Source organism: Petrotoga sp. DB-2 (assembly GCF_054051725.1).
Genome location: NZ_JBSVZD010000008.1, coordinates 26,369 through 43,088 on the forward strand (window position 1 = coordinate 26,369; position 16,720 = coordinate 43,088).

The 16,720-nt window shown below is 34.0% G+C and carries 13 protein-coding genes; 2 read left to right on the forward strand and 11 right to left on the reverse strand.

From position 1 onward, the window contains the following. Positions 1-40: 40 nt before the first annotated feature. From cysK to ACW9JY_RS04450, 6 genes are all read right to left on the reverse strand, one after another. Entirely contained in the window at positions 41-946 is a 906-nt protein-coding gene (cysK, locus tag ACW9JY_RS04425; protein ID WP_457283531.1) for a cysteine synthase A, read from the reverse strand. Positions 947-1,026: 80 nt separating this feature from the next. Beyond that, positions 1,027-1,638: a serine O-acetyltransferase EpsC gene (epsC, locus tag ACW9JY_RS04430; RefSeq protein WP_457283532.1), complete on the reverse strand. Its 612-nt coding sequence runs from the start codon at positions 1,636-1,638 to the stop codon at positions 1,027-1,029. A gap of 135 nt (positions 1,639-1,773) precedes the next feature. After that, positions 1,774-2,844 (reverse strand): hypothetical protein, encoded by a 1,071-nt coding sequence (locus ACW9JY_RS04435; RefSeq protein ID WP_103076797.1) that lies wholly within the window; start codon positions 2,842-2,844, stop codon positions 1,774-1,776. Positions 2,845-2,849: 5 nt separating this feature from the next. After that, positions 2,850-7,013: a PolC-type DNA polymerase III gene (locus ACW9JY_RS04440; protein WP_457283533.1), complete on the reverse strand. Its 4,164-nt coding sequence runs from the start codon at positions 7,011-7,013 to the stop codon at positions 2,850-2,852. Continuing rightward, entirely contained in the window at positions 7,000-7,491 is a 492-nt protein-coding gene (gene ruvC / locus ACW9JY_RS04445; protein ID WP_103076799.1) for a crossover junction endodeoxyribonuclease RuvC, read from the reverse strand. The genes ACW9JY_RS04440 and ruvC overlap by 14 nt, the downstream gene beginning before the upstream one ends. Further along, positions 7,491-8,732 (reverse strand): aminopeptidase P family protein, encoded by a 1,242-nt coding sequence (locus ACW9JY_RS04450; protein ID WP_457283534.1) that lies wholly within the window; start codon positions 8,730-8,732, stop codon positions 7,491-7,493. Before ACW9JY_RS04450 ends, ruvC begins: the two co-directional genes overlap by 1 nt. A 228-nt stretch (positions 8,733-8,960) precedes the next feature. Here ACW9JY_RS04450 and ACW9JY_RS04455 point away from each other — a divergent pair, with 228 nt between their 5' ends. Further along, positions 8,961-9,575, forward strand: coding sequence for a hypothetical protein (locus ACW9JY_RS04455; RefSeq protein ID WP_457283535.1), 615 nt, complete (start codon positions 8,961-8,963; stop codon positions 9,573-9,575). A 5-nt stretch (positions 9,576-9,580) separates the two neighbouring features. Then, the gene (gene fliS, locus ACW9JY_RS04460) at positions 9,581-10,018 is read left to right on the forward strand and encodes a flagellar export chaperone FliS (protein WP_103076802.1); all 438 of its coding nucleotides are present in this window, start codon (positions 9,581-9,583) and stop codon (positions 10,016-10,018) included. A gap of 55 nt (positions 10,019-10,073) precedes the next feature. Here fliS and ACW9JY_RS04465 read toward each other — a convergent pair whose 3' ends face one another. From ACW9JY_RS04465 to ACW9JY_RS04485, 5 genes are all read right to left on the reverse strand, one after another. Further along, positions 10,074-10,904 (reverse strand): carbon-nitrogen hydrolase family protein, encoded by an 831-nt coding sequence (locus ACW9JY_RS04465; RefSeq protein ID WP_457283536.1) that lies wholly within the window; start codon positions 10,902-10,904, stop codon positions 10,074-10,076. Between the two features lie 39 nt (positions 10,905-10,943). Further along, entirely contained in the window at positions 10,944-13,637 is a 2,694-nt protein-coding gene (locus tag ACW9JY_RS04470) for a glycoside hydrolase family 38 N-terminal domain-containing protein (protein WP_457283537.1), read from the reverse strand. Between the two features lie 14 nt (positions 13,638-13,651). Beyond that, the gene (locus tag ACW9JY_RS04475) at positions 13,652-14,485 is read right to left on the reverse strand and encodes a carbohydrate ABC transporter permease (protein ID WP_103076805.1); all 834 of its coding nucleotides are present in this window, start codon (positions 14,483-14,485) and stop codon (positions 13,652-13,654) included. Beyond that, positions 14,482-15,351: a carbohydrate ABC transporter permease gene (locus ACW9JY_RS04480; RefSeq protein WP_103076806.1), complete on the reverse strand. Its 870-nt coding sequence runs from the start codon at positions 15,349-15,351 to the stop codon at positions 14,482-14,484. The genes ACW9JY_RS04475 and ACW9JY_RS04480 overlap by 4 nt, the downstream gene beginning before the upstream one ends. Positions 15,352-15,442: 91 nt before the next feature. After that, on the reverse strand, positions 15,443-16,708 hold the full coding sequence (locus ACW9JY_RS04485) for an ABC transporter substrate-binding protein (protein WP_457283538.1): 1,266 nt from the start codon (positions 16,706-16,708) through the stop codon (positions 15,443-15,445). Positions 16,709-16,720: the final 12 nt, after the last annotated feature.

Here is a 16,720-nt window from a genome sequence, read left to right on the forward strand (position 1 = left end):
AGATTCAAACTTATTATACCATTTTTATGTTAAGATAAATTTATAATAAACTCATGTATTTATCGCCACTATCAGGAGCAACGGTAACAATTCTTCTACCTTTTCCCATTCTATCGGCTAATTTAATCGCTGCCAATATATTTGCACCCGAAGATATTCCTACAAATAATCCTTCCTCTTTTGCTAATTTTTTTGTCATTTCAATAGCTTCTTCGTCATCTATCTGCATTACTTCATCTATTAGATTCTGATCCAAATTATCTGGAATGAATCCCGCTCCTATACCTTGAATCGTGTGTTTACCAGGGTTACCTCCAGATATGACGGGTGAATTGGTTGGTTCTACTGCCACTATTCTAACACATTCTGAGAATGCTTTTTTTAACGCCCTTGCTACCCCGGTTATTGTTCCACCAGTTCCCACCCCTGCAACAAAGGCATCTAAAGAATAGTCCATCTGTTTGATAATTTCTGGTCCCGTAGTTACTTCATGTGAATATGGATTGGCAGGATTTGAGAACTGATTGGGCATATATCCTTTTGTTTCGTTCACAATATCTAAAGCCTTGTTAATTGCCCCTTTCATTCCTTGATCAGCGGGAGTAAGTATCAATTCGGCACCAAAAAACTTTAAGATTTTCTTTCTTTCTTCACTCATGCTTTCAGGCATAGTTAATATGACTCTATAACCTCTGCTTCTACCAATTGCTGCCAAAGCTATACCGGTGTTTCCGCTCGTGGGTTCGACAATTATATTTTGGCTCTCATTAAGCTTGTTCTTAATTTCACCATCACTTATCATAAAAAAAGCGGGCCTATCTTTTATACTACCTGCGGGATTATTTTTTTCTAATTTAACAAAAACTCTTCCAGGTTGAATAATCTTTGATAAGGTAATAATTGGAGTGTTCCCTATCGAGGTGTAAATCAAAAGATCACCTTCCATCAATCTTATATTATTTCAGATTAGATCAAAAAAATCATCTTACTCTTGCATATGTTTTCAGACGTTCCTAGATGAATTATCTAAATTACAAAATCCGAGTTTATTGTATTGTTTAAGTCATAGTAATTAGAAGATGGACAATTGGTTTTTTTGATCTTTGCTGGTACCCCAACTGCCAAAGATTTAGGTGGCACATCCATTAAAACAACGGAATTAGCACCAATGACCGATTCATCTCCTATGTATATGTGTCCAAGGACCTTAGCCCCAGCACCGATCATCACATTTTTACCAACTATCGGATGTCTTTTACCTGTAGTGACATTTTTAGCTCCCAGAGTTACCCCGTGATAGATCAACGTTCCACTACCTACACTCGCAGTTTCTCCAATAACAACACCAAAACCGTGGTCAATGACTACTCCAGGTTCAATATAGGCTGCGGGATGTATATCCATAGAATGTAATACCTTACTCAACACATATATAACGTAAGCAAGAGGATATATCTTGTACCTATAAAAGAAATTGGCAAAACGGTAAGCCATCAATCCATGAAAAGGGATCGAAGTGAAAAATACCTTCCACTTGTTTTTTGCAACCGGATCCTTTTTTATGTACATATCTAAATCTTTTGACAAAGCTTTGAAAATTCTTCCAAAATCCTTAAAAAAATTTAAAATACCTTTCATGCAATCACTCCCCGGCTAAATTAAATATAACTAAAATTGTCGCTATTACAACACGAATTATATCTTAATTTCTTTTCAAGAGAAAGATGATTTCCTAAATTACTGTTAACGCTTCTTCTCTGTAAGATGATTAAATTAAGTTAGCTTTTTGAACTCTTGAACTAAAAAACTGGCTCTTTTTTCGTTTTTCTTTTCTTCTAATACTAATTCTTTCGGTGATAGGTAAACTCTTAAATTTTCTGACATTCTAGATAAAATTGAACGAATTTTCCTAGTATGTATTGTGATTAAATATTGATTTTCAAAAGAATAAGGCAATTTAAAAGAAATTTTTGAATTGTTGTTTTCTTTATAAATGTAACTATTTCCTTTATTTAACAGTAAGTAGGCAATATTACTTTCAGAGAAGGTTACATATAATTTTGATAGTACCTTTTTTAATTCCTTTGTGTTGATTTCTTTTTCTTCAACAAAACTGTTTTGCGTTACCAACAAATTCTTATTGTAAGAAGGGATCGATGAACATATTTTGATGAATATTCCGGGGACTCTTAATACTATATCTTTTTTGTTTATACCAAATTCAAGGATAGAACTTTTTTTCAAAAGATTTAAAGACTTAACTATATGTCTTGCTGAAATAAACGGAATTTCTCTATGAAACTCCTCACGAACATTCCCGTAGATGCTGTTCAATTTATAATAATTACTCAAATAACCAAAAATTAAATTATCATTGAACGTGAAAAAGTCAATGACATCTCCTTCGTTGGCAGAAGCAGAAACAAAATCGAGTTTATTAAGAAAAGACCCTATCTCTTTTTTGCTTAATAAAGTAAACTCTCTACTGACCTCTATTTGTTTGGTATCCATCTTTTCTATTTTACTATTCAATGTGATCCCTTGAATTTCAAAGGATATAAGCTTATCTTCTACAGTTATTTTAACCAAAGAATCATCTTTTAATTTCGTATCCCTTATAATCCCCTTTAAGTATTGAATTGGAACGGAAGCAACTCCATCAAACGGGAGGAATTCTTTGGTAACATTCAGATATATCTTCGCACATCCATCTGTCGCATAAATTTTAAGAGCTCTGTCATAATAAAAGTAAGCATTTCTGAAGGAGGGTTCAACGGAACCACAGAATGCGTCAAGAAGTTTTGTAATAGTTTTTAATTCAACATAAGTCAACCAACCTTCCATTTATTTCATCCTCTAAAAAGTGACATTTGATTTGTTTCTGGTAAGTTTTTCAACACACCTAATTCCCTTAAAGTTTCTACATTTGTTTTGTTACATCCACTCTTTGCAGCAAAATCTTCTATGGATTTAAACCCATTTTCTCGTGATTTAATGATATTTTCTGCAGCTTTTTCGCCTAGATTCGGAACCTTGATAAAAGGCACAATAAGAGAATTTCCATCTATTAAAAACTTCTTTGAATCAGACTTGTACAAATCAACCATGGTGAAATTAAACCCTCTGAGCATCATTTCCAATGCTAACTCCAAAACAACCATCTCATTTTTTTTACGAACATCCAAATCCATATTACGGAGTTCAAATATTCTTCTCTTAATAGCCTCGCGACCGGAGAAAATGACTTTTAAGTTGAATTCATCACCTTTGACGGTGAAATATGTAGAATAAAAAGCTAATGGATAATGAACTTTAAACCATGCGATTCTAAAGGCCATACTAACGTAAGCAGCCGCATGAGCTTTTGGAAAGAGGTATTTAATTTTTTGGCAAGAGATGATGAACCATTCCGGTACTTTTAATTCTTTCATTAGTTCAATATCTTCTGCGTCTATACCTTTACCTTTTCTTACCTTTTCCATTATTGAAAAAGCACTTTTTGGTGGTGCGCCTTTAGATAATAAATAATTCATTATATCGTCTCTACAAGAAATTACCTCATCTAAAGTTGCAACCTTCCTATCTATCCAGTTTTTAGCTATTCCGGACCATACATCAGTTCCATGAGATAAGCCAGATATTCTTACCAATTCAGAAAAACTCTTCGGTCTTGTGTCTTCCAACATCCTTCGAACAAAGGTAGTACCAAATTCTGGGACCCCTAACGTTCCAACAGTTGTACCCAATTCATTTTTTAAGTCTATTTTCAAAGCTTTTGTGGAAGAGAACAAACTCAAGGTTTTCTTATCGTCCATGGGGATTGCCATGGGGTCTACTCCAGTTAAATCTGACATCATTTTAATGAATGTGGGGTCATCGTGTCCAAGCGCATCTAATTTTACAAGATCGTTATGTATTACGTGGTAATCAAAATGAGTGGTTTGAACATTAGCTTTATTATCATTGGCAGGGAACTGAATCGGTGTATAATCGTAAACTTCCTCTTCTTTTGGCACTATCATGAGTCCACCGGGGTGTTGTCCTGTTGTCCGTTTCACCCCTGTTATCGCTTTGACTATTCTCGTTATCTCACTATTTTTTACAATTCCCTGCTCTTCACAATATTTCTTAGCGAAACCAAAGGCAGTTCTATCTGCAATCGTTGATATAGTACCTGCCCGAAAAACATGATCTTCTCCGAACATTTTTTCTATGTATTTATGTGCTATATTTTGATAATCTCCAGAAAAATTCAAATCTATATCAGGTATTTTGTCACCTTCGAATCCCATGAATGTTTCAAAAGGAATATCTTGGCCATCTTTTTTCATTTTTGTTCCGCATTTTTCACATTTTTTATCGGGAAGATCATAGCCAGAACCTATCTCCTTATTATCAAAAAATTCTACATTTTTACAATTTGGACATATGTAATGAGGAGGGAGAGGGTTTATCTCCGTTATTCCCAGCATTGTAGCCAATAAAGAAGAACCAACAGACCCCCTGGAACCAACCAAATATCCATCCTCTAGGGATTTTTGTACTATTTTTTGAGCTATTAGATACAGTACCGCATATCCATGTTTTATGATAGATTCCAGTTCTCTATTCAATCGGCTTTCAACAATTTCTGGTAAAGGATTTCCATATATCTCATAGGCCTTTTTCTTTGCAATTTCTTCTATTTCCACTTCTGCATTCTCTATCTTGGGAGGATGCAGTTTGTTACTAAGCGGCTTTATTGATTCTACCTGATCTGCGATCTCATTAGTATTGGTTATGACTATTTTCTCGGCTATTTCTTTATCTCCAAAAATTCTTTGAGCTTCATCTACCATCTCATCAGTTGTACGCAAGTATCTGTGTGCAATGGAAGTTTTTCTCTTTTCTGCAACTTTTAATGCGTTGTAAAATATTTGGTCTTCTTTATCTAGATAATGAGCGTTTGAAACCATTACAACGGGCATGTTTAATTCGTTGCCAAGGTTATATATATCTTTATAAATCTTTTTTAACTGCTCTTCTGAAATAGATCGTTCTGATAAGGCATCCAATGGGGTCAATTCCAGATAATCGTAAAACTTGGCTATTTCGATAATTTCATCATGAGATCCACCCCTAAGATAGGTTTGAAAGATTTCTCCTTCTTCTGCTCCACTACCTATCAGCAAACCTTCTCTCATTCGGGATAATTCACTTTTTAAAATTCTGGGTACTCTGTAAAAATATTTTACGTGGGCATTTGAAACTAGTTTATAAAGATTCTTGAGTCCGATTTTGTTCTTTACCAAAATAGTCATAGTACTTGGTCGGATTCTTCTAAAATCTATGAATTTTTGTAATTTTTCAAGATCCGACAACATTTCCACATTTTTAGGTTTTGCCATTTCTATAAGTTTTAAAAACACTAAAGCGGTTATATTTGCATCTTCATGAGCCCTATGGTGTTCAAAATTTCCAAGCTTTAACTCCTCAACTACCTTATCCAACCCATACCCTTTTAAAGTTAACAAGGATTTCGAAAGGGCTAAAGTATCTATATAGGTCTGTTCAAAGTGTTCGTTATAAACTTTTCTAACCCATTCCCGTATAAAACGGTAATCAAAATCAGCGTTATGGGCAACTAACACCGTGCCTTCTATGAAACTCAAAAATTGAGGTAGGACTTCCTCTATCGGCTTTTCAACTTCCAACATCTGATTTGTTATACCTGTAAAATTACTTGTAAAGTTTGAGACAGGTTTTCTGGGCTTAATTAAACGATGAAACTTAGACACGATTTTCAGGTTCTTTATTTTTACAGCACCTATCTCAATTATTTCGTGCATAGCAGGTTCTAATCCTGTGGTTTCCAAATCGAAAACAACAAATTCAGTTTCACTTATTTTTTTATCTTCCGTCAGCAAACTTATAATGTTGACAAATTCATCAACGACATAGGCTTGCATACCAAAAATAGGTTTTATACCTTCTGCAACAGCTTTTTCATAAAATTCTGGAATACTCTGAACGACCCCAGAATCGGTTATAGCTACCGCTTTATGGCCCCAATTTTTTATGGTCTTTACTACTTCCCCCACGTCGAGTAACCCTTCCATCGCACTTAGTTTTGAGTGTAAATGAAGCTCTACCCTTTTTGTGGGGTAGTTATCTTTCCTTTCAAGGGTTTCTTCTTTTAACTTAACTATATTCATAGGTCTAATTGCAAATTCATGACTAAAAGAATCGTAAAAAATAATACCTTCAATTAATACGTTATCTCCCTCATCTAATTCTTTGTTTAAATTATTAGCCGTTTCAGAAAAGGTTTTTACAACAGCGGAACTTTTTTTATCAGTAATGAAAAGAGTAGATACAGGCCCTTTTTCATTGTACTCTTTGTAGAATATTTTCCCGTTAACTACAACGTTACTTCCTTCATTTGAAGGAAGCATCGATAACGGTAGTGGTACTTTTTTAAAATCCCTCCCCATAATCACGTCCCTTTCTGTATCGGCTAATTTTTTCGAAATATCGGAATTAGACATTAAGTTACTATCATGGGAATCAGACCTGTCATAACCTTTATCAATAAAAGTGGGTTTTAAACTTTCATCTATAATAAATTCATAAGGGATTCTGCCACCGAGATATTTAAATAAAATATTATCCAATTCTTCTTTTTCCTTTGTTAATCTGTTTTTTACTATCGGCGAGTACGTTTTAAATACTATTTTGTTTTCTTGAAAATATTCAGGCTTTAAAAGTCTTAGATAATCTTTTAAACGATGATTCATTATCAATTGTTGCCAATTTCTAACAATAAATTCAGGTCCTTCATCATTTGTAAAAGAGATTTTGACATCTCTCTTGAGAAGTCTAGTAAAGAAAAGCTTCAATGAAGCCTCATCGATATCCTTACCTATATCCTGTAAATTGATTTCTGCCTCCTCATCTTTTACAATGATTTCTCCACTTATTTCAAAAGGAATAAAACCTACATTTTCCATCAAGAAATTTTTAATATCTTGCATTTTTGAAGCTCCTCCTAAAATTTCCATGACAAAAAGCTGTGGCTAACGCATCTGCTGCATCATCTGGAGTTGGCGTTTTTTCCAACTTCAATAATAATTTTAAGGTTCTCTGTATCTGCCCTTTTTCAGCTCTTCCATATCCTGTAACAGCCTGTTTTATCTGAAAAGGTGTGTATTCATAAATCGGTATATTTTCTTTTTCTAAACAAAGTAGAATAACACCTCTCGCCTCTCCTACCTGTATGGCGGTTGCAACGTTTTTAAAGAAATATAATTTTTCTACAGCAGACTCATCAGGCTTATAGGTTTCTATTAAATTTCTAAGTTGTTCGTCTATGTTCAGTAACCTTTTTGGAAGTTCGTCTTCCTTGCTGGTATATATTACGCCATAATCAATCAAGTTGAACCTGTTACCTTTTTTTTCAAGGACACCGTATCCTATCCTTCCGTAGCCGGGATCTATTCCCAAAATTACCATTAAAACACACTCCAAATACATTCAATTTCTTCTATATCTTTGGGGATTTCTCTAGATAAATTTTCGCATCCATTCTCAGTTATAAGAAGATCGTCTTCTATGCGAACCCCGATACCCTCTTCTTGTATATACAAACCAGGTTCATTGGTAACGACCATTCCTGGTTTTAAAGGAATATTCCTATCTCCTACGTCATGGGTATCCAAACCTAAAAAGTGACTCACAGAATGAAAGTAATATTTTGAAAGTTCTTCATCAGAGTGAATCAATCCTATTTTTTTACAACTATCTGCTAACGATTTCTTGGCAATTTCATTCAATTCAAAAAGGGTTAAACCTGGTTTGGCTTGTGATTGAACTTCTTTCTGGGCATCTAGTACAATTTGGTAAATTTCTGCTTGTCTTGGAGAAAACTGTCTACTTATGGGGAAAGTTCTTGATATATCCCCACTATAATAATTATATTGTGCCCCCAAGTCCAACAATACTAAATCGCCCTCTTGTGTTTTTCGGTTGTTTGCAGAGTAATGTAAAATCGTAGAATTTGGTCCTGAGGCTACTATTGGTTTAAAAGCGAAATCTTTTACCCCGTTTTTTCTCAAAGAAAAATCAAAATATGCTTCGAGCTCGTACTCGTACATTCCAGGCTTTGAATTTTTTATTATGTTCAAAATCCCTTCTCTTGTAATTTCAATGGCTTTCTTAATATTATTGATTTCTTCTTCATCTTTAATAGTCCTCAATTCTGCGATTTTTGCTGAAACATCTTTTATACTAACATGTGGAAATAATCTTTGTGTTTCTTGAGCAATTTGCTTTTCTTTTGTCATATTCTCCCAATGAGGAGATTTTAAATACAAATATACATTTTTAATATTAGACCTTGATAGGGTGTCTCCAATATATCCATTTAATTCGTCCAAAAAAGATATATCTTCTTCTTGAATTTTACTAAACTTAGAACAGTGTTCTTTACTTGGTTTTTCACCAACCCATCTAGCTAACTTTGGATCGTTTCTTTCTATGAACAGTTTTTCAACTGTTTTTGATTCGGTTTTGTAAATTAATAAATAAGCGTTTTCTATATCTAAATCCGTAAAATAGTAGAAGTTTCGATCAGGGGTAAAGCTATAGGTTTCGTCTGCGCTTTTTACTGGGCTTTTTCCTGAGTAAAGAATCAACATCGAACCTTCTTCCAAACCGTTCATTATTTTTTCTCTTCTACTTTTTACATCAGCCATACTGACTCCTCCTAATCCCAAAAAATCGTCTGGTCTTTAGAAACTCTAAAATATTATTTAGCGCCCCTTCGCCCCGCTGCCCACCCTTATTTTATTTTTCTAAATGCCTAGATCTGTTTTAAATTTTCTCTTTTTATTATATCATTAAAATGTGATACTTTTATTCTAAAGAAATAACATTTTTAGACGATAAAAGTTTAAGAGTCAGAAAAAAAAGGAGTGAATACAATGTTTGATGAGGAGAATATAAAGTTGAGAATAAGCGGTGTAAAAACTTTTGATTTAGATATTCCAGCAGATAAGTACAATACTTTTGAAGAGATGGTGCAAGATTATATTAACAAAACAAAAGGCGTTTTAACTAAAATAACGATCAATGAAAAAGAAATCCCTTTAAATTATTACGATGAAATAAAAGATTCTTTCTTTGAAGGTGGAGAAGAGGTAGAGTTGGAATTTACTTCAAAAAAAGAAGTTTTATTCGATCTTATCTCTCAATCACTTGAATATATTAGTAAGGTTAGGGAAAATTTAGAAAGGGTTTCAAAAGAAGTTTTGTTGAATACAAATGAAGGTCATACCATGCTTAACAGTATTGCAGAAGGTTTGCAAGCTCTATTAGACGTCATAGAACAAACACGAGCTTTCAGCGAGGAAGATTTTTACAATTCTGGAGATTTGAATAACGTACAAAATGTTGTCCAAGATATAATTAGATCTCAAGGTGAACAAGATTATTTGGAGCTTTCAGACATCATTGAATTTGATTTCAATGAAGTTTTGTCGACCTTTGAAACGATTTTAAAAAATGCTCAAAAAACTCTTGAGAAAAAAGGGGTGTAATTTGAATGTACAATAATAATCAAAACGCTAACTATTATTTTGAAAACAGTATAAAAACAGCTAGTCCCGCAAAATTAGTCGAACTTTTGTATCAAAATTCGATAGAAAGAATAAATAGAGCAATAAAAGCTATTGAAAACAAAAATTTTTCCGAGGCCAATAAACAGATCATAAGAGTTGAAGACATAGTCACAGAACTCAACGTTTCTTTGAATCTTGAAAAAGGTGGAGAGATAGCTAAAAACCTCAGAGCACTTTATAATTACATGTATCAAAGATTGTTAGAATCAAATACCAAAAAGGATATTGAAATTTTAAAAGAAGTAAGATCTTTCCTACAAGAGCTCTTAGATACCTGGAAAGAACTATTGAAAAAAGAAGTCAAAACTTCCCGTGAGTTAAACGCTAAATCTGTCGACCCTAAATTTGATCTTCAATATTAAATTAAAAAATTCAAAAACCCTCCAAAGTCATATACGTCTGTTGGAGGGTTTTTGTTTAATCAATTTTCAAATTTATCCCATCGTAGATCTTCAACATCTTTATTTCGTGAAGTGATGGCTCCAAAAGCCTTTCTTCAAGAATTTTATCGGTATCTATACTTACCTGTGCAATTACATCTTCTTCATCTTCCAATTTAATCAGGGTATCTCCATGTGGATCAACAGCTATGGAATTTCCGCAAAAAGGAATCGAATCTTCAGAGGGTTTACCAACGGCGTTTACCCCGATTGCAAACAGTTGATTATCTTGTGCCCGGGCGGATGTTCTTACCTCTACTAATTTTTCAAAACCTTTTGGAACAGCAGAGGTAATTATTAGTATTTGTGCCCCTCTAAGGGCCATTACCCTATATAATTCTGGAAAAGCATGATCATAACAAATTGATAAACCGATTTTTATACCTTTCCAATCTATTATCTCTATAGACGTTCCTTCGGAAAGTCTAAACTTTTCTTTTGGAAAAACAAATATTTTTCTATACTTACCAAGTAATTTACCTGAATCATCTATTAAAATCGAGGTATCGTAATACTTCCCAATTATTATTGGGTCTTTTTCTAAAATGTTTGCAACAATAGAAACGTTGTATTTCTTTGCAATCCTTATAACTTCTTGAGTAGTTTCACCTTCTGGTATAATTTCGGCAAGATCTTCGGCGTAATTGTTAATACTTTCAAGATCGTATCCTATGTTAAAAAACTCTGGTAGGATGTATAAATCCGCTTTTTTTACTTCTTTTGAAATCAAAGAATCTAACTTTTTAAGGTTTGTTTCTTTGTCATTCAATTTTGAGCTCAATTGCACTAAACCAAATACTTTTTTCATAATGATGTCCCCCCGTATAATATATTATAGATTATGAAACTACTTGAGAGTAGCCAGTAAAAACTCTATGCCTCTCCTTTTTATTCTGACATCGTTCAACTCTACAATTATATGTTCTATTTTTGAAGGATCCACACGTTCAATCTTAGATCTGTTATATAACGAGGATAACTCTAATTCTAGCGCCTTCCTCATTAATTTATACTTTTCAAAAAGCAATTCATACCTGTTAATACCTTGACTTTCTTTTATTTTCTTTTCTAAATCTTTTATATGTTCTTTAAGATCTTTGGCTTCTCTTTCCATATTATTTATTATATCTATATCCGGTTTCGAAAGATCTTCAGAGATATCCCACGTAAATTTAGGATATACGATGTTAACTTTTGAGCCTTGATCATCAGAACAAATATTAAAAGATAGCTTAGGTATTTTTAAAGTTAATATATCTTTTGGCTTGATTGTTCCATCGAATTCTTCTAATTCATTCTCTAATAAATCGGTTTTTATTGATTTTTGAGGTAATTTTATCTCTTTTTTCTTGTGAGTAGGATTAAAAAACCGTAGGGTTATCCCTTCTTTGTCTATTGAAGGTTTCATATTCACAAATTCTATATTTTCATCCACTGAAGAATAGAATTTATGAACCACCCCGGCCTGGTTTTCTAAACCTGAATTATTACTATGTTTATAAAACAATAAAGGCGGATTGATAAAGGAATTTTTGTATTTCAAAAAATTATCTTTAGATGATATGCAAAAGGCGGCTTCAATTTTCATTTTTCTTTTTACTTCGGCTCCAGGAGTGTACATTACGGGACCGGCATCTCCAATTCTTCCTTTTACATTTTCAACAGAAAGCCAGCTTACAGATCTTAATAAAATTAAAGAAGCAGCTTTTTCTGCAGAAAACGCCCCGAACGGGGTCAAGGATGTCGTAGAATGTGTGGTATAACTATAAATTCCTTTGGCCATAAAGGCTGCAAAATGGTCATCCTTTTCTAATCCAGCGTAATCCTTCATAGAAAAAACGTTATTAAAAGAGATTTCTCTTGCAGCAACTAAAAACTTTTTCATTTCTTCTTCTGGTTCCTCATATTTTACTTCATATGGTCTTTTTACAGAATCAAAAGGTACACCTGCATTTATATCTCCATCTCCAATTAAAGATAAAAGTAATCCATAATCTGATCCTTTTCCCAAAGATTCAATTTCGATATTGATATAGGGCAATTCTGAAAATGTCAAATAAAGGGTGAAGTCAACTTCGTTGCTGGTAAAATCAAGAGCTATTTTGGAATAATTATCTGACTGTGCTTTCAATCTCATTCTTGAGAAAGTTAAGTCCAACTCTTTATCAAATGCAGAAGAGTATTCATCACCCTTATCTTCTACCAAAACAGCTCTGATTAAATAATCGTTATTTTCCTTTTTAATTCTAAGCTTCCCGTTTTCAACGAATGCTTTGAAATGTTCATTCTCCCAATGGAAACTATTTATTGGTTTTTCTAAATAACTTACTTTATACTTTTTTAAATTTACTTTTGATAAACTGCCTGATGGTGCAGAAAATCTATAAAGGGTTTCTTTATCTTCAAATAATACGGGTATTTCCTGAGGATTCAAGTTTAGACAAGTATAACCTAAAGGTAAAATCCGGCCTACCTTATCCAAAACTTTATTTAAAGTTGATTCAAAAATCTCTTTAATTTTATTGTATCTTTCTTCCATATCTTCATGAATCTGATCTACTCCTACTCCTCCTATGCTGTCGTGGACTAGGTTCATTATTAAATATTCCCAAGCCTTTTGTATCTCTTTATCGTCTTCAGAATTGTCTGCGATAGCAATCAAGGGTTCTAATACCTTAGAGAGCATATATTCAGAATGCCAATTCATAATTTTTAAATACTGCCTTGTTGATAAACTTCCTGGAAATGTCGAAACAACGCTTCCATCAATTAGCTCACCAACGTATTTTTCTATTAAAGAAGGGTCTTCTTGTTTAAAATATCCTTGTATAAACTCATCTGGAAAAACCGTTTTTAATTCTCCATCAGTGGGATCTTCTGGAACAGGATCCAAGTCGTATCCGTTTAGTAAAGGGAGATAATTAGTTTTCGAATATTTTTTTAGCTTGTTAATTTCCAATTCCAATCTTTTTTCCATAACTTCTGGAAAATCTTTCAACCTCATGATATTCCTATAACTATCGAGTAAAAATATGCCGTGAATTTTGCTACCATCGGGGCTGCTCCAAGTAAACCCGATTTTTGGAAATTTCATTTTTAACCCTCTCCAGAGGAAACAACCTTCTATTTCACATTTAGAATTAATTTGTGCAACTTGAGACGAAAAACCAAAATTATCCAGTAACCAACCTATATTCATGACATTTCCATATTTTTTAGCCTCTTGTCTACCCAATATAATATTTCTAATTGAGCTTTCTTCAGAGACTCTCCAATCAATTTGTCCATAGTATGGGCCAAAGGCTATATTTTTAGAGTATTTTTTCAATTCGTTCTCTACTTTTTTTCTTTCTTCTCCTTGAAAATTACTTAAATAATCTTTCACTATCAACATTTGTCCATCTAACACAAATTTGTATTCAGGATTATTATCAATTAACCCGAAGAGTTTTTGAAATAAACTAGGTAGCATTTTTTTTGTTATATCCGCCGGAGCGAACCATTCTCTATCCCAATGAGTGTGTGAAATGATGTAGTACATCTCTTCGCCTCCAATTATCCTTTAATTGAACCAGCCTGTATCCCTTGTAAGAGCTGTCTCTGAAAGAATATTATTATTATCAAAATTGGGATCATACCAATTACTATAGCGGCACTAAGTAAGCCCCAATCTATACTGTAAAGTCCCAAAAACCTGTACATTGCAACTTGGAAAACAGTTTTACTGGGAGAACTTATTAAGATCATAGGTAAAACAAATTCATTCCATGCAAATCTGAAAGTGAATATAAAAGATATACTTAAACCAGGCCAAGATAAAGGCATTATCACTTTAGTAAATCTTTGCATGGTAGTGGCACCATCAAGCGCCGCCGCCTCTTCTAAAGAAATAGGAATGGTATCAAAATGATTTTTGAGAATAAAAATATTCAAGGGTATGATTAAAACCTGATAAGCCAGGATTACTCCCGCATATGTATCTAGCAAACCCATCCTCTGAAATATCAAATAGAGCGGGATTGTGTTCATCGTAATAGGAATCATAAAAACTCCCATCACTGCAGCTAAAAGTTGCTTTTTCCCTCTGAATTTGTACCTTGAAAAGGAGAATGCTGCTAACGCAGAAATTATAACACATAGTAGAGTTGCTGGAACCGCTACTATAATACTATTCAGAAAGCTTCTCATCATTTGTTCATCTTGAAAAAGCAACTTGTAGTTTTCAAATGTAATTTCTTTAGGAATTAAAGTAGGAGGGAATGATCTTGCTTCCTCTGGTGTTTTTAGTGAAGTAACAAACACCCAAAATATGGGCATTATCGTATAAATAGCGAATATAACAAGAATAATAAATAATATAGCTCTAATTGTTTTATTCTTTTTGGTCATGCCTCCTCACCTCTCAATGCCCGTAGATAAAGGAAAGAAACTATCAAATTTATAATAAGTAGAACTAATCCTATTGTTGCACCAATTGATAGATTACCTTGCTCAAAACCTTGTTTATACATATACAAAGATGCCGTTGTAGTAGACATTAAGGGACCTCCTCCCGTCAATACCAATTGAAGATCAAAAAGGTTTACACTCCACATAGAAGTAAGGATCAAATTTATCCCCAAAAAAGGTGTCAACAAAGGCAACGTTATATTGAAAAAACTTTGAAGTGGGTTAGCACCATCAATTTTTGCGGCCTCATACAAACTTCTATCGATTGTCAACAACGAGGATTCTTGAAAAAGTATAGAAAACGGTGTTCCAAACCATATGTTAGCTATCAATAAGGATATCAAGGCCATGTTTGGATCTGATATCCAATTAACAGGCTGCATTCCTAATCTCATGAGCATACCATTTATCAATCCAAAATAATCGTTGTACATCCACTGCCAAGAAAATCCAACGATAGTCGCTGACAAAAGCCAAGGAAGCATAAAAAGAACTCTAAAAAATTTAGTCCCCCAAACTCTTTCAATTAAAATCCTCGCTATTAAAAATCCTATAAAAATTTGAAAAAATACCGATCCTAAAACAAAAAAGAGTGTAACTTTTAAAGATTGTAGGAAATATTCATCTTGAAAAATTTTTACCCAGTTTTGGAGTCCAACAAAAGGCCAAACGTCATTTATATTAGTAGTTTTAACATCATTCAGCGATATAGTGATATTCCAAAATACAGGAAAAATCATTAAAAAGAACATTATGGCCAAAGCAGGTAGTAACAATAAAAAAGGCATCCACTTTTTCTTTTGCATCGGTTCACCACCTCCGTCTTTTCTCTACTAAAAGCAGCCTCCTTTAAACAAGGAGGACTGCTCTGTTAAATTTTTACTTTTCATAATTTCCTTAGAAGATCAAAATTTCTTCAACCTTCTTTGAGGCATCTCTCAAGGCATCTTCTGGAGTTTTTACCCCATAATAGACTTCTTCTATTGCTATTCGCAATGCCTCGGCTATTTGTGGATATTCGGGAATATTTGGTCTTCCCTTTCCTATTTCTACCGCCTTCATAAGATCTTCGAAGAAGGGTATCTCAGTTTCAAGAGTGGATTTGTAAGGATCTTGTTCGGCTATGGTTTTTTGAGTGGGCAAGTAAACGTATTTAGCCAAAACAGGGGTCAAAATTTCTGGATCAAGCATGATAGTCATCAATTCCCAAGCTAACTCGGGATGTTCGGATGTTGAAGGAACAGCCAACAGCCAACCCCCCATCATCGTGGAACTTTTCATACCCTCTTCAGGAACTGGAAATCCTGGAATCATACCAATTTGATCGAAATCAAATCCTTCAGGGAAGTTCCCTAACAGCCAACTTCCTTCGATCATTACAGCAAATCTCTTATCAGTAAATTCTTGGCCCCATTGATGTTGGACTTGTGGCCTTATACCTGCTTCTACTTGATCTCTCAAGAAAGTTAGTGCCTTTACACCTGCCTCGCTATAAAAAGCTGGGTAATACTCCCCATCTTTCTGTTCAAGAATTTCTCCACCATTCATCCATAGATATGGAAACCACATATCAGGCGAATGACTAGCACCTACTAAATGCATCGGTAATATACCCTTTTTCATAGTGACAGGAGCTAATTTCTTGTAGGCCTCTATGTATCCATCCCAAGTTTTCAGCATTTCGGGATCTACGTCTGCTTCTTCTAACAAATCTTTCCAATACCAAGTTACCCGTACGTCTGTCCAAGTCCAGATACTGTAAAACTTGCCATTAAATTTTGAACCTTCGACATTTGCAGGATAAAATTCATCAATCCTTCCCCAAGAGTTAACTTCTTTTGTAATATCTTTTAGGAAACCTGATTGTGCAAACTCTCCCAACCATATTTGATCGACTGAAACTAAGTCTCTTGGAGTTTTTCCAGCAGTTAAAGTGATAAGTTTAGACCTTGTATCATCATATGGGAGCACTTCGTATTCCATCGTGATGTCCATGTCGGGATGTCTTTTGTTTAACTCTTCTAAAGCCACTGGTATCAACTCATTCCACCTATCTGCAGGAGCGGCGAATGTTCCAGTTAAAACAACCTTTTCCACTGCTAAAGCCATGCTTGAAAAAATCATAACAAACAACACAAAACTCACTAAAATCTTCCTACTCATCTTGATCCCTCC